We start from the raw sequence: 14,375 nt of genomic DNA, 5'->3' as shown, positions 1-14,375 counted from the left end.
GGCGGGGCGCCGTCGCGGCAGTCGGAACGACCCTGGTCGGACCCTGAGATCGGCCCTGAGGGCGGCCCGGGAGACGTTCGAAGGGCGACGGCGCCCCGGATCAGGGGTGTCTCGGGGGAGAACCCTGATGCCCGGGCCCGCCCGCCGTGTGAACATCGTTGGCATGCCGGAAGCCGCCACTGCGCCACTCGTCGAACCGCGGCCGCCGCGCAAGCTCTACCGCAGCAGCGACGGACGCTGGCTGGGTGGTGTGGCGCGGGGGCTCGCCGGGCACCTCGGACTGCCCGTGATCTGGGTGCGGCTGGTCTTCGTGGGCCTGTTCATGGCGGACGGGCTCGGCGCGCTGCTGTACGCGGCCTTCTGGTTCTTCGTGCCGCTCGGCGTCGGCGGGGTGGAGGCGCAGAAGCCACCGTCCCTGGTCACCACCGAGACGTCACCCGACGGCCGCCGCAGACTCGTCGCCCGCAAGCCGGACAAGGGGCAGATCGTCGCCCTGCTGCTCATGGTCGTCGTGGCCGTGGTCTTCGTCGGCAACGTCAACCTGGGCAACGGCGCCAAGGCCTACCTCCTGCCGGCCGTCCTCGTCGGCGCCGGCGTGGCACTGGTGTGGCGGCAGGCGGACAACGCCCGCCGGGCCCGCTGGGTCGAGGTCGGGCGCCGCAGACGCACCCTCACCCTGCTGCGCACGGTAGGCGGCGTCCTGCTGGTCACCGCCGGTGTCTCGGGGGTCTTCGTCCTCCAGGGCTCGGTCGCCCACCTCGGGTCGGTCCTCCAGGCGGCGCTCGCGGTCCTCGTGGGCATCACCCTGCTCGCCGGACCGTATCTGGTGCGGATGACCCAGGACCTGTCCGAGGAGCGGTTGATGCGCATCCGCGCCCAGGAGCGGGCGGAGGTGGCCGCCCACGTGCACGACTCGGTGCTGCACACCCTCACCCTGATCCAGCGCAACGCGGAGAACGCCGCGGAGGTGCGCCGCCTGGCCCGCGCCCAGGAGCGCGACCTGCGCACCTGGCTGTACAAGCCGGAGGGCACCGGCAAGGACGAGGCCGACGAGCCGGCCACCCTCGCCGACGCGGTCCGGCGCAACGCCGCCGAGGTCGAGGACAAGCACGGGGTGCCCATCGAGGTCGTGGTGGTCGGCGACTGCCCGCTCGACGAGAGGACCGCGGCGCAGATGCAGGCCGCGCGCGAAGCGATGGTCAACGCCGCCAAGTACGGTGGCGAGGGCGGCGCCGTACAGGTCTACGCCGAGGTCGAGGGGAGGACGGTCTTCGTGTCCGTCCGCGACCGGGGCCCCGGCTTCGACCTCGACTCCATACCCGCCGACCGCATGGGTGTCAGAGAATCGATCATCGGCCGCATGGAGCGCAACGGCGGCACGGCGCGGCTGCGGGCGGTGCCCGACGGCGGCACGGAGGTCGAGCTGGAGATGGAGAGGGCGGAGAAGACGTCATGAGCGATCCGACCGAGACGAACGCGACGGCGGCGGGGGAGCAGGCCGACGGCGCGGGCCGGCGCCGTGTGCGAGTGGTCCTCGTCGATGACCACCGGATGTTCCGCACGGGCGTGCAGGCGGAGATCGGGCAGACCGAGCAGACCGGCGTGGAGGTCGTGGGGGAGGCCGCGGACGTCGACCAGGCGGTCACGGTGATCACCGCGACCCGGCCCGAGGTCGTGCTCCTCGACGTGCACCTGCCGGGCGGCGGCGGGGTGGAGGTGCTGCGCCGCTGCGCCGCGCTGATGGCGGACGCCGAGCAGCCCGTCCGCTTCCTCGCCCTGTCGGTCTCCGACGCGGCGGAGGACGTGATCGGCGTGATCCGCGGCGGCGCGCGGGGTTACGTCACCAAGACCATCACCGGGTCCGATCTGATCGACTCCATCTTCCGGGTCCAGGAGGGCGACGCGGTCTTCTCCCCCCGGCTGGCCGGGTTCGTGCTGGACGCCTTCGCCTCCACGGACGCCCCGCCGGTCGACGAGGACCTCGACCGCCTCACCCAGCGCGAGCGCGAGGTGCTGCGGCTCATCGCCCGGGGCTACGCCTACAAGGAGATCGCCAAGCAGCTCTTCATCTCGGTGAAGACGGTCGAGTCCCATGTCTCGGCGGTCCTGCGCAAGCTCCAGCTCTCCAACCGCCACGAGCTCACCCGGTGGGCGACGGCCCGGCGACTGGTCTGAGCGATCAGCTCCCGGTGACCGCGGGTGCTCACGCCTCGGCCCGCTCACGCCACCCGGGTCGCTCCCGCGAACGGCATCTCGTCGATGGGGGCGATGCGCACCGGGGCCGAGGGGTTCGGGGCGTGGATCATCTGCCCGTTGCCGATGTACAGGCCGACGTGACTGATGCCGGAGTAGAAGAACACCAGGTCGCCGGGACGGAGTTCGGAGCGCGAGACCCGGCGGCCGGCGTCGATCTGGGCGTAGGTGGTGCGGGGCAGGGAGACGCCGGCCGAGCGGTAGGCGGCCAGGACGAGTCCCGAGCAGTCGAAGGCGTTGGGGCCGGTCGCGCCCCACACGTAGGGGCTGCCGAGCTTGGAGTAGGCGTAGGCGACCGCCGCGGCGGCCCGGGAGGTGGGGGCCTGGGCGGTCGCGGAGCCGGGCGCCGCGAGGCCGGTGCGCGCGCCGGGCACGGTGCGTGAGGCGCGGCCGTCCGCGCCGGAGGCCGCGCTGTCCGCTGCGATGCGGGCGCGTTCGCGCGCGGTCAGCCGGGACAGCAGCCGGCGGGCCGCGTCCAGCTTGTCGGTGACCTTCTTCTTCTGCTGCTGGAGCTCCGCCCGCCGGGCCTTCAGGGTGGCCAGTTCCACGCGGGCGGCCCCGCGCACCTGCTCGATCTCCCGCAGCTGCTTGCGGACGCCCGCGACGGCGGCGGACTGGCGGTCACCGGCGCGTTCGGCGAGGGCGACGCCGTCGAGGTACTGGTCGGGGTCGTCGGAGAGGGCCAGTTGCACGGCCGGGTCGAGACCGGCGCTGCGGTACTGCGCGGCGGCCATGGAACCCAGCGCCTCGCGGGCGGAGTTGAGCCGCTGTTCCTTGCGTGCGGCCTGGTCCCGCAGCGACTCCAGCCGCTGTTCGGCCTGGTGTGCCTGCTCCTTGGCGCCGTTGTACTTCTCGGTGGCGGCCTCCGCCTCCTGGTAGAGCTTGTCCACCTTGGCTTTGACCTGCGCGGGCGTCAGCGCCGGTTCGGCGTGGCCGGTGCCGTCGAAGGCGGTCGCGGTGGCCGCGCCGGCGAGGGCGAGGGTGGCCGCGGTGCGGGCCGTATGGCCGCTGAGCGAGCGCTGTCGGGACTTGCGGTGCGCTGCCACGTGGGACTGCACGTCCTTTCGTACGACTGCCTCGCGCCCTCGCGGGGGCCGAGGCGCCGACAGGGGGCGGAGGCCCGGCCGCGGGGGCGGCGGGCGCGTCCGGCGACGCCCCGCACGGGGGAGCGGGGCGCCGCCGGACCTTTCGGCGGTGGTGTCCGACTGCCGCCCCTGGCCCGGGCGGCGGTGGGGAGCCGGTCACCTGGGGGAGGACGCTAGGCCCGTCGGTGTCGGCCCGGTAACGAGATGTGCGGAAATGACACGAGTGGACCGAGGGAGAGCCGTATGTGACCGCGTCGCAGGTCCGGGTGCGCCGACTTCGCGGGGCGCCCTGACCGATGTGGGGAAGGGGAGGCGCGAGGGAGGGGCGCGCTGCTATGGACGCATATATGCGAACGGCTGGATGTGCCGCGGGCGCTTGTCGCGGGGCCGGTGTCGGGGGGACCCGGGCGGCTGATTAGAGTCCGGCCCCATGGACGTACTCATCCATCTCTTCGTGGGCCTGCACATCATCGGCATCGCCGCGCTCCTCGGCGGCTTCCTGACCCAGATGAAGGCGATGGGCCGGGGCACCGCCCGCTTCGTTCCCGCCATGCTGCACGGCGCCGCGACGATGCTGGTCACCGGTGTGCTCCTGGTCGGTCTCAACCAGGCGGACGACCAGCACGTCAACAACATCAAGATCGGCGTGAAGCTGGCGCTGCTGATCGTGATCCTCGGCCTCGTCTACGTGAAGCGCGACGACGAGAAGGTGGACAAGGGTCTGTTCGGCCTGGTCGGACTGCTGACCGTGGCCAACATCTTCATCGCGGTCCTGTGGACCTAGCGGGCCCCCACCCGTGGGAGGCCAGCGCCGCGCGGGCCGTCGTGAGCGCTCCCGCCGCCACGGCCAGCCAGGCCGCGACCGCGATCCACAGCAGCACCTGCCCCGGCCCCCTGAGCCAGGGCGCGTCGAGGGCGGCGGCGACCGACAGGGTCGCCGCGGCCGTCATGCCGAGCGGGAACACCGTCGACCAGCGGCGTACGTCGTAGCCGGGGCGCCGCCACAGCAGCTCCGCGGCCAGCAGGACCACGTACCACGCCAGGTCGAGGACCAGCAGCGCCCCGGTGACGGTGCGCAGGACGTCGGTGTCGTCGCCGTTCCACAGGTACAGGCCGGCTTCGTCCGCGCCCAGCAGTTTGGCACCCGCCAGCGCCGAGATCGCGAGGGCCCCGCCCGCCACCCAGTGGTCACCGGCGCCCATGACGACCTGCCGCAGGTCGAAACGGGTGAGTGCGAAGAGGTAGAGCAGCAGTCCCAGCCAGAAGAACACCAGCGCCGTGTGCGCGAGCCACGCCACCGCGTCGGCCCGCGCCAGCGTCGCCCCGAGCACGGCCAGCGCCTCGGTGGCCACGCAGCACAGGAACACCGCTCCGGGCATCCGCGGCCGCACGTGCCGCAGGACGTGCACCAGCAGCACCGGCCACAGCAGTGCCGAGAGCGCCAGCAGCGCCGCGGCGAGCGACTGCCGGCCCGCCATCGAGACCCCGGTCCCGAGGACCGCCGTGGCCGCCACGGCCGTCAGCGCCCCGGGGGTGCCCGCATCGGCCAGCCACTGCGCGCGGTCGCGCGCCAGCCGCAGGACGAAGTCCGCCGCCAGCGCGACCCAGGCGACGGCGGTCACCAGCAGCGCGAGGCGGGACAGGAGGCCGTGGCCGGTCAGGCGCAGCCCGACCGAGAGGATGCCGGTCGCCATCACGGCGGCCCCGGCAGCGGGCGGACGGTGCGCCCACCAGGCGCGCAGAGGTGAGGTCCCGGACATGCGCCCGATGCTAGGAACCATCGGGCGCCGTGCGGGCGGGCCACGCGCGCGTGCGCCCGTAAAGACGCCCTCGCTACGCCGGCCGCACCACGCTGTGGATCGCCGACTCGCCGTCGTAGTAGACGGACTCCTCGCGGACGTACGCGCCGGGCTTCGGGGCGTGGATCATCATGCCGTTGCCGATGTAGAGGCCGACGTGGCTGACGTCCCCGTAGAAGAAGACCAGGTCACCGGGCCGGGCCTGGGAGAGCGGGACCGTGGTGCCGGCGTCGACCTGGTCGTAGGTGGTGCGCGGGAGGGTGACGCCGGCGGCCTTCCAGGCGGCCTGGGTGAGGCCGGAGCAGTCGAAGGAGCCGGGGCCGGTGGCCCCCCACACGTACGGCTTGCCGATCTGCGCGCGGGCGAAGGCGAGCGCCTTGCCGGCCCGGGTGGCGTAGGCGGGGTCGGTCGTGGCCGAGCCTCCGGACGACGACGCAGAGGACGACGAGGACGACGAGGACGACGGGGACGTGCCCGAGCCCGCTCCCGGCCCGGCTGCGGCCCCGGGTGCGCTCTCCTGCTGCGCCGCCCGCGCCTCGGCCTGCTGCTTCGCCAGCGCGGCCGCCTTGCGCGCGGCCTCCTCCTGCCTGCGCTTCTCGATCGCCGCGAGCCGCGCCTTCTCCTGCGCCGTCAGCTGCGCCAGCAGCTCGCGCGCGGCGCCGAGCTTCTGCTGGACGGTGGCCTTGGCGGTCCTGAGGTCGCTCTGCGTGTCGGTGAGCGTCCGCAGGCTCCGCGCGGCCTCCTGGCGCTTCTTCATCGTGGCCGCCTGCTCGGTCACGTAGTCGTCGACGGCGCTCTTCTGCCGGGCGGTCATCCGCCCCATGAGCTGGGTCTGGTCGAAGTAGTCCTGGGGGGTGTCCGCGAGCAGGAACGTCGCCGTGTCGGGGGCGGAGGCGCCGGTGCGGTACTGGGCGGCGGCGAAGGTGCCGAGCTCCTCGCGCGCGGTGTTGAGTTCCTGGGTGCGCCGGGCGACGTCGTCGAGGAGGCCGTCGACGCGCCGGCGCTGGGTGGCGGTCTTCTCCTTGGCGGCGTTGTACTTCTCGGTCGCCGACTCCGCCTGGCGGTACAGGTCGTCGACCTTCTTCTCGACCTCTTCCAGGCTGGGCCTGCCGTCGTCGGCGGGCGCGGCCTGCGCCGTCTGGGAGAACAGGGCCACCGAGGTGAGGGCGGCGGTGGCGAGGACGGGCGGGCGTATGCCGGCCACCCGGGGGCCCGCGGAGCGGGGCTTGCGGTGCTGCGACGCCAAGGGAGGCGACTCCTTCCACGGTCCGCCTACCGGGTTAGCTGTCGGGTTCGGGCGGTCGGTCGGAAGGGTTGCCCTACGGCCGTGTCCCCCCGCGGGAGGTCGGGCCGATTCACCCCAAGGATCTCGGTGGGTCCCCGGCTCCGGCTGCCGTCGGGGCGGGCCGGACTCGGCGGAGGCCGCGCGGCCCGGCGACGTTCGCCGGTGGGTGTCGTACGGCCTGCCGGAACGGTAGCCAACGCGTGGGGTGCCTGGGAAGGTCGACGGGTGATATGCCCGATACATTGTCGTGACCTCGCCGTGTCCGGATCACCGCCGGGGCGGCCCGTGTCGTGCACGTCACGGAGAGTACGGCCGCCCGGTTTCCGGGAGGGCGACCGGGGTGTCAGTGGGGCCCCCTAGACTCGTAGAGCGATGAGCAGCCTCTTTGACGACAGCTTCCTGGCGAACCTCCAGGCCCCGCGGGGCCACGAGGAGGAACCTCCGCCGCCCCCCGAGGACGATCACCTCCCGGAGCCGCTTCCGGACGATCTGTTCGCCGGGAAGTTCGACGTGCCCCCGGACCGGGAGACCCACTACCGCGACGGCGCCCCGCGTCCGGTGCTCGACGCGGCGGCGCTCCTGGACGGGCTGAACGACAACCAGCGCGCCGCGGTCGTGCACGCCGGCACCCCCCTGCTCATCGTCGCCGGCGCCGGCTCCGGCAAGACCCGCGTGCTCACCCACCGCATCGCCCACCTGCTCGCCGAGCGCGGCGTCCACCCGGGCCAGATCCTCGCGATCACCTTCACCAACAAGGCCGCGGGCGAGATGAAGGAGCGCGTCGAGCAACTGGTCGGCCCGCGGGCGAACGCGATGTGGGTCATGACCTTCCACAGCGCGTGTGTGCGCATCCTGCGCCGCGAGAGCAAGAAGCTCGGCTTCACCTCGTCCTTCTCCATCTACGACGCCGCCGACTCCAAGCGCCTGATGGCCCTGGTCTGCCGTGACCTGGACCTCGATCCTAAGCGCTTCCCGCCCAAGTCCTTCAGCGCCAAGATCAGCAACCTCAAGAACGAGCTGATCGACGAGGAGGACTTCGCCGCCCAGGCCACCGACGGCTTCGAGAAGACCCTCGCCCAGGCCTACGCCCTGTACCAGTCGCGGCTGCGCGAGGCGAACGCCCTCGACTTCGACGACCTGATCATGACGACGGTCAACCTGCTGCGGGCCTTCCCGGACGTCGCCGAGCACTACCGCCGCCGCTTCCGGCACGTCCTGGTCGACGAGTACCAGGACACCAACCACGCCCAGTACGCCCTGGTGCGCGAGCTGGTCGGCAGCAGCGAACACCCCGTGGACGTGCCCCCCGAGGCCGTGGTCCCGCCCGCCGAGCTGTGCGTCGTGGGCGACGCCGACCAGTCGATCTACGCCTTCCGCGGCGCGACCATCCGCAACATCCTCCAGTTCGAGGAGGACTACCCGGACGCGACGACGATCCTGCTGGAGCAGAACTACCGCTCCACACAGACCATCCTGTCCGCCGCCAACGCGGTCATCGAGCGCAACGAGTCCCGCCGCCCCAAGAACCTGTGGACCAACGCGGGCGCGGGCGCGCGCATCACCGGCTACGTCGCGGACAACGAGCACGACGAGGCGCAGTTCGTCGCCGACGAGATAGACCGCCTGGTCGACGCGGGTGACGCCAAGGCCGGCGACGTCGCCGTGTTCTACCGCACCAACGCCCAGTCCCGTGTCTTCGAAGAGGTCTTCATCCGCGTCGGCCTGCCCTACAAGGTCGTCGGCGGCGTCCGCTTCTACGAGCGCAAGGAGGTCCGGGACGTCCTGGCCTACCTGCGCGTCCTCGCCAACCCCGAGGACTCGGTGCCGCTGCGTCGCATCCTCAACGTGCCCAAGCGCGGCATCGGCGACCGCGCCGAGGCCATGATCGACGCACTGGCCCAGCGGGAGAGGATCAGCTTCCCGCAGGCCCTGCGCCGCGTCGACGAGGCGTACGGCATGGCCGCGCGCTCCACCAACGCCGTCAAGCGGTTCAACACGCTGATGGAGGAGCTGCGGACGATCGTCGAGTCCGGCGCCGGACCGGCCACGGTGCTGGAGGCCGTACTCGAACGCACCGGGTACCTGGCCGAGTTGCAGGCGTCCACCGACCCGCAGGACGAGACCCGCATCGAGAACCTCCAGGAACTCGCCGCCGTGGCGCTGGAGTTCGAGCAGGAGCGCGGCGAGGGGGAGACGGGCACGCTGGCGGACTTCCTCGAGCAGGTCGCGCTGGTCGCCGACTCCGACCAGATCCCCGACGAGGAGCAGGACGGCTCCGGCGTCATCACCTTGATGACGCTGCACACCGCCAAGGGCCTGGAGTTCCCGGTGGTGTTCCTCACCGGCATGGAGGACGGCGTCTTCCCGCACATGCGCGCCCTCGGCCAGACGAAGGAGCTGGAGGAGGAGCGCCGCCTGGCCTACGTCGGCATCACCCGCGCGCGGGAACGGCTCTACCTGACCCGCTCGACGATGCGCAGCGCCTGGGGGCAGCCGTCGTACAACCCGCCGTCGCGGTTCCTGGAGGAGATCCCGGGCACGTACGTCGACTGGAAACGCACGGGGGCGCAGGCCGCGTCCCCCGGTTCGGGCGTGGCGGCCTCGCTGTCGTCGACCCGGTCGCGTTCGTCGGCCTCGGGCGCGTCTGGCTTCGCCACCCGGCGTACGGCGGAGCAGCCGGTGGTCGCGCTGACCGTGGGCGACCGGGTCACGCACGACCAGTTCGGGCTCGGCACGGTCGTCGCGGTCAAGGGCACCGGGGCCAACGCCGAGGCGACGATCGACTTCGGCGACACCAAGCCCAAGCGGCTGCTGCTGCGGTACGCGCCGGTGGAGAAGCTGTAGGGACGATCAGGTCGGGTCCAGGCCGTGGCTGCGCAGCCACGGCAGGGGGTCGATCGCCGAGCCGCCACCGGGCCGGACCTCGAAGTGCAGGTGCGGGCCGGTGGAGTTGCCGGAGTTCCCGGAGTACGCGACGGGCTCGCCGGCCTTGACCGTCGTACCGGAGGCGACGCGGTAGCTGGAGAGGTGGCAGTACCAGGTCTCCGTGCCGTCCTTCGCCGTGATGATCATCATGTTGCCGTAGGCGCTGTTCCACTGCGTCCGCACGGTGCCGTCGGTCGCGGCCATCACGGTGGTGCCGTAGGAGACGGGGAAGTCGATGCCCGTGTGCAGGGACATCCAGTTGACGCCGGACTGGCCGAAGTAGGCGCTCAGTCCGCGCGCGGCGACCGGGAGGGCGTACTTGGGGCGCAGCCGCTCCTTGCGGGCCGCCTCCGCCGCCGCCTTCTTTCTCTCGGCCTCCTGCTGCGCCTTGAGGTCGATGCGCTCCTGGGTGCGGCTGGCCCGGTCGGCGAAGCTGTCGGCCTCGGCGCTCAGGGTCTCGAGCTGGGTGTCCAGCTTGTTGTTCGCGGCGGACGGCCTGACCGACTTGGTCTCCGCGGCGGAGGCGCTGGTCTCCTTGCCGTCGTCGGTGAACGTGCCGACGGACGCGGCGGCGATCCCGGCGACGCCCATCACACAGACCGAGGGCACCGCCACGGTCAGCAGCGCGGAGCGCTTCGGGGGCGGCCGGCGCCGGGAGCGGTTCCCGCTGCGGGTGGCCGCACGCGGGGCGGGCGCGGTCTCCTCCTGCTCGTCGAGCAGGGCGACCGGCTCCACGGCGGGCAACTCGCCGGTGGAGGTGAGCCCTTCGTCGCCCGGGGCGGCCTCGAAACCGGAGGTCACCTGCTGGTCGAACGATTCGGCACCCTGTTCGTGAGCGTCCTGCGCCGCGGTGTCCCCGGCGGAGTTCCACTGCGTGGCGTCGTAGGCGCCGGTGTCGAACGTGCCGGTGTCGTACGGCTGGTCCAGGGACTGCGCGTTCCAGTCCCACTGCTGGGTCCGGTCGGCGGGGCCGCCGGACGGGTCAGGCTGGAGCCAGGCGCTCGCGTCCCACTGGCCGCTGACGTCGGGCGCCGCGGTCTGCTGCGGAATGGCCGACAACTGCTCGTGGTCCGCGGACCAGTTCGTGGTGTCGTACGCGCCCGTGTCGTAGGCGGCGTGGTGCTGGGCCGCGTACGGGTCGTAATTCAGGGTCTGGTGCGTGCCGGTCGTCCACTGCGTGGTGTCGTACGTGCCCGTCGCGTAGGTGTGGGCGGTGGCGTGGTCGGCGGGCGAGCCGTAGTCGCCACCGGTCGGGGCGAATTCCTGGGTGTAGACACCGGGAGCGTGGATACCAGTGGTGTGGGCATCCGTGCTGTGGGCGCCCGGTGCGTCGAAGCCGGAGGCGTACGTGGCGTAACCGTCGTACTGGGCCTCCTGGCTGCCGTACGACGCGTAGGGCGCCGAGGCGGCCTCGGAGGCCGGGGTCGGGGTGGTCAGAGTCCCCGACGGGTGACGGTCGTTCACCAACTTCTCTTTCGCCTCGACAACAGGGGCTGGCAGAGCAGTGCGGCGACTGTACCCGGCGGTATGCGGGCGCGACAATCTTCGACCGGTTTCGCGCGCGCTGGAAACGGGCATTCGGCCGTGTTTCGGGGGACGGCGGGCACGACCTTGGCCCTATGTTCGACCTCTGTTCGATGATGCAGGGGGGTCAGGCGACCGTCAGACCGCCCTTGTGCGCCTTCGTCGTGCCGTCCGTGTCCTGAACGCCCGTTCCGTCCAGGGCCTGCCGTATCCCGGTGGCCACCGTCGGGTGCACGGGCAGGGCGAGGTGGCCGACGCCGGTCACCCGCACGTTCTCCGCGTGCAGGTCGGGGTGGTCGACGCAGGCGGACTCCAGCGGGTCCATCAGGTGGTCGAGGTCGCTCCAGAAGCTGACGAAGCGGGTGCGGCAGCCCGGTGCGGGGCCCCGCAGCTCCTGGATCAGCGGGGACTCGGGGCGCATCTGGCGCACGATCGGGTGGGCGTTGGCCAGCGGCGCCACGCGCGTGCCCGCGTGCGGGGTGCCCAGCGTGACCAGGGTCCGTACCCGCAGGTCACCGCCGAGGCACTGCACGTAGTACCGGGCGATGAGCCCGCCCAGGCTGTGCCCCACGATGTCGACCTGCGGGCTGCCCGTACGCTCGCAGATCTCCTCGATGTGACGGCCCAGCAGCTCGGCGGCGGTGCGGATGTCGCAGGTCAGCGGCGAGTAGTTGAGCGATTCGACCCGGTGCCTGCCGTGCTGGACGAGGCTGCGGCGCAGCAGCACGAACACGGAGCGGTTGTCGATGAAGCCGTGCAGCAGGACCACCGGGGGCGGGCCCTGGGTGGGCAGGCGCGCCGGGTCCCCGGCGCCCTCGGAAGACTGCAGCGCGGCCGCCTCCCGGCGCTCCTGCATCAGGCCGGACGGATAGAGGAGCAGGTGCCCGGCCAGGATCGCGAACTCCAGCGCGGTCGCCTTCAGGAGGGCCACGGACAGTCCCGCCAGCTTGCACGGCAGCAGCCGCTGGCACAGCGGGACGAACGGCTCGAAAGCGTCGGTGACCTTCATGGCCGACCTCCTGTCGGCACGCCGGGGATCACCTGCGACCCCCGTGTGCCCTCGTGGGAGACGGTGGGCGAGGCAGGCGACGGGGCGCGGCGGCACCGCGGCGGGAGGGAGCGGCGAACGGCGCGGGCGCCGGTGACCGGAGGGTGCGCCGCGCCGGTGTGGCGACGAGGCGTCCCGCTGTCGTGCCGTACCTGTCCTGCGGGTCCGTCGTGCCGGCGCCGGTGTGCCGTGTCCGCACGCCGCACGGCCTGCGGCGCTGTGGTACGGCCACCCCGTTGCGGCTCCCGGTGCGCGCGGTCCCCCGTCAGGAAGGGGACCGGCGCACGGTGAATGTGTCCCACCGTGTGATTTCCCCCTCGCTCCCCACCGCGAAACGGCCGGTTGCGGGATGCTGGCGATAACGTTCGTTCACTTCCCCGCACGCTGTGGTGCGGGCGTCCGGAGTACTGCCCGGTGTGCAGGGTCGCACCGGGTCGGGTACCGATGGACGGAGTCGCTTCATGGAGGCAGTGATGGGTGTGGCAGCCGGTCCGATCCGCGTGGTGGTGGCCAAGCCGGGGCTCGACGGCCACGATCGCGGGGCCAAGGTGATCGCGCGGGCGCTGCGCGACGCCGGTATGGAGGTCATCTACACCGGGCTCCACCAGACCCCCGAGCAGATCGTGGACACCGCGATCCAGGAGGACGCCGACGCGATCGGCCTGTCCATCCTGTCGGGCGCGCACAACACGCTCTTCGCCGCCGTGATCGACCTGCTCGAGGAGCGGGACGCGGCGGACATCCTCGTGTTCGGCGGCGGCATCATCCCCGAGGCGGACATCCCGCCGCTGAAGGAGAAGGGCGTCGCCGAGATCTTCACGCCCGGGGCCACGACGCAGTCGATCGTCGACTGGGTGCGCGCCAACGTCCGGCAGCCGGCGGGCTCCGGGAGCTGACGCCCGGCCTCCCCGCGCGGACGGACCGGGACGGGCGCCCACCGGGAGCCGCGGCCACCGTGGCTCCGGGCGCCCCGCCGGGCTGTGTGCGGGCTTGTCGTGAACGGGACCGAGCGTCATGGCGCCTCCAGCTCCTCCCTCATCACCCCTCGCAACCTGAGCGTCGTCACCAGCCTCTGGAACGCCTCCGCCCAGTAGCCCCCGGCGCCCGGCGACGCGTCCTCCGGCTCGTCCGGGACGGCCATGAGGGCGTCGAGGCGACCGGCCTCCGACGGGTCGAGACAGCGTTCGGCGAGACCCATGACGCCACTGAAACTCCACGGGTAGCTGCCCGCATCCCGGGCGATGTTCAGCGCGTCGACCACGGCGCGCCCCAGCGGCGCGGCCCACGGCACCGCGCACACGCCGAGCAGCTGGAACGCCTCCGACAAGCCGTGCGTGCCGATGAACCCGGCCACCCACTCGGCCCGCTCCCCGGTAGGCAGGGTGCCCAGCAGCTTGGCCCGCTCGGCGAGCGAGACCGCCCCAGGGCCTCCCGCCTCCGGGGCCGACGGAGGCCCCAGCAGCGCCCGTGACCAGGCCGGATCCCGCTGACGCACGGCGGCCCGGCACCAGGCCGCGTGCAGTTCGCCCTGCCAGTCGTCGGCGACCGGCAGCGCCACGATCTGCTCCGGCGTACGACCGCCCAGCCGCGTGGGCCAGGTGGCCAGCGGGGCGGCCTCCACCAGTTGCCCGAACCACCAGGACCGCTCGCCCCGCCCGGCCGGCGGTCTGGGCACCACGCCGTCCCGCTCCATGCCCGCGTCGCACGCGTGGGGAGCCTCGACGACGAGCGTCGGCACGGGGTGCAGGGGGTCCACGGCCACACACGCGGCGGCCCGTACCGCCATTCGGGCGGCGAGCGCGGACCCGGGGAGCGCCGAGAGCAGCTCGGCGGCGGTCGCCCGGACGGTGCGGGAGCGGTCGGCGAGGGCCTGCTCCAGGAACGGCTCGTCGCGCGGCCCGAGGCCCGTGCGCAGGGAGTCCAGGAACATCAGGCGGTCCTCGGCCCGCTCCGTCGTCCAGGTCGTCGTCAGCAGCTCGCGCGCGGTGTCGGGCTCGCGGGAGCGCAGGGCCGCCAGCAGGGCGACCCGCTCCGCGAACAGCCCCTCCGCCCACAGCCGCCGCACCCGGTCGGTCTCCTCGGGGCGCGGCAGGGCCGCCCCGCCGCCGGGCAGCGCACGCAGCGCGAACCGCCAGTCCGGGTTGAGCCGGGCCAGCCACAGGGCCCGCGGCCCGGCGAACTCCAGCGCGGCCGGGCGCAGGTCCGTGCGCCCGCGCGCCGCGTCGAGCAGCGCGGGCAGGACCTGCGGGGGAGCGGCGTACCCGCGCGCGTTGGCCGTGGCGAGCCACTGCGGCAGCAGTTCCATCAGGTCGGGGGCCGTGCCGCGGCGGCCGCCGGACGCCGTGCCCGGCCGGTCGGCGAGCAGCATCGCCAGCCGGCGGGCCGCGGCGGCGGGCAGCGGCGGACGCGGGTCCTCGGGCGCCGGCTCGGGCCGGGCGGCGGCCGGGCCCGGCCGC

General features: G+C 73.1%; 11 protein-coding genes and 1 riboswitch. Of the genes, 5 read left to right on the top strand and 6 right to left on the bottom strand.

The genetic code is table 11. The features are described 5' to 3' along the window. Positions 1–163 precede the first annotated feature (163 nt). Positions 164–1,456 carry an ATP-binding protein gene (locus E4U92_RS27170; RefSeq protein ID WP_137303099.1) on the top strand — a complete coding sequence of 431 codons (1,293 nt, stop codon included), beginning with the start codon at positions 164–166 and terminating at the stop codon, positions 1,454–1,456. After that, entirely contained in the window at positions 1,453–2,175 is a 723-nt protein-coding gene (locus E4U92_RS27165) for a LuxR C-terminal-related transcriptional regulator (protein WP_137303098.1), read from the top strand. The genes E4U92_RS27170 and E4U92_RS27165 overlap by 4 nt, the downstream gene beginning before the upstream one ends. Before the next feature lie 44 nt (positions 2,176–2,219). On the opposite strand, the gene E4U92_RS27160 is transcribed toward E4U92_RS27165, so the two are convergent. Further along, positions 2,220–3,299 carry a C40 family peptidase gene (locus E4U92_RS27160; protein ID WP_137303097.1) on the bottom strand — a complete coding sequence of 360 codons (1,080 nt, stop codon included), beginning with the start codon at positions 3,297–3,299 and terminating at the stop codon, positions 2,220–2,222. Positions 3,300–3,768: 469 nt separating this feature from the next. On the opposite strand from E4U92_RS27160, the gene E4U92_RS27155 reads away from it, so the two are divergent. Beyond that, a complete protein-coding gene (locus tag E4U92_RS27155; protein WP_137303096.1) occupies positions 3,769–4,122 on the top strand; it encodes a hypothetical protein in 354 nt (117 codons plus the stop codon). Here the strand turns inward: E4U92_RS27155 and E4U92_RS27150 are convergent. Next, positions 4,100–5,098, bottom strand: coding sequence for a tellurite resistance/C4-dicarboxylate transporter family protein (locus E4U92_RS27150; protein WP_137303095.1), 999 nt, complete (start codon positions 5,096–5,098; stop codon positions 4,100–4,102). The two genes, E4U92_RS27155 and E4U92_RS27150, sit on opposite strands and share 23 nt — an antisense overlap. A gap of 73 nt (positions 5,099–5,171) precedes the next feature. Further along, a complete protein-coding gene (locus tag E4U92_RS27145; RefSeq protein ID WP_137303094.1) occupies positions 5,172–6,383 on the bottom strand; it encodes a C40 family peptidase in 1,212 nt (403 codons plus the stop codon). A gap of 7 nt (positions 6,384–6,390) precedes the next feature. Further along, positions 6,391–6,565, bottom strand: a riboswitch (cyclic di-AMP (ydaO/yuaA leader). A gap of 229 nt (positions 6,566–6,794) precedes the next feature. Here E4U92_RS27145 and pcrA point away from each other — a divergent pair. Next, positions 6,795–9,266, top strand: coding sequence for a DNA helicase PcrA (gene pcrA, locus E4U92_RS27140; protein ID WP_137303093.1), 2,472 nt, complete (start codon positions 6,795–6,797; stop codon positions 9,264–9,266). Positions 9,267–9,272: 6 nt separating this feature from the next. Here the strand turns inward: pcrA and E4U92_RS27135 are convergent, their stop codons facing one another. Then, positions 9,273–10,811 carry a M23 family metallopeptidase gene (locus tag E4U92_RS27135; protein ID WP_229863246.1) on the bottom strand — a complete coding sequence of 513 codons (1,539 nt, stop codon included), beginning with the start codon at positions 10,809–10,811 and terminating at the stop codon, positions 9,273–9,275. A gap of 187 nt (positions 10,812–10,998) precedes the next feature. Next, complete coding sequence (locus E4U92_RS27130; RefSeq protein ID WP_137303091.1) at positions 10,999–11,880, bottom strand: esterase/lipase family protein; 882 nt, start codon at positions 11,878–11,880, stop codon at positions 10,999–11,001. A gap of 512 nt (positions 11,881–12,392) precedes the next feature. Between E4U92_RS27130 and E4U92_RS27125 the strand changes: the two genes are divergently transcribed. Next, a complete protein-coding gene (locus E4U92_RS27125) occupies positions 12,393–12,815 on the top strand; it encodes a coenzyme B12-dependent isobutyryl CoA mutase small subunit (protein ID WP_137303090.1) in 423 nt (140 codons plus the stop codon). Between the two features lie 116 nt (positions 12,816–12,931). Here E4U92_RS27125 and E4U92_RS27120 read toward each other — a convergent pair. After that, positions 12,932–14,375: DUF5691 domain-containing protein (locus E4U92_RS27120; RefSeq protein ID WP_137303089.1), on the bottom strand; the 1,444-nt coding region annotated here is incomplete at its 5' end.

The sequence above is a fragment of the Streptomyces galbus genome, from assembly GCF_005280195.1.
Classification (GTDB): domain Bacteria; phylum Actinomycetota; class Actinomycetes; order Streptomycetales; family Streptomycetaceae; genus Streptomyces; species Streptomyces galbus.
Note: the sequence above shows the minus strand (reverse complement) of the source record. Positions and strands in the feature narration are given on the sequence as shown.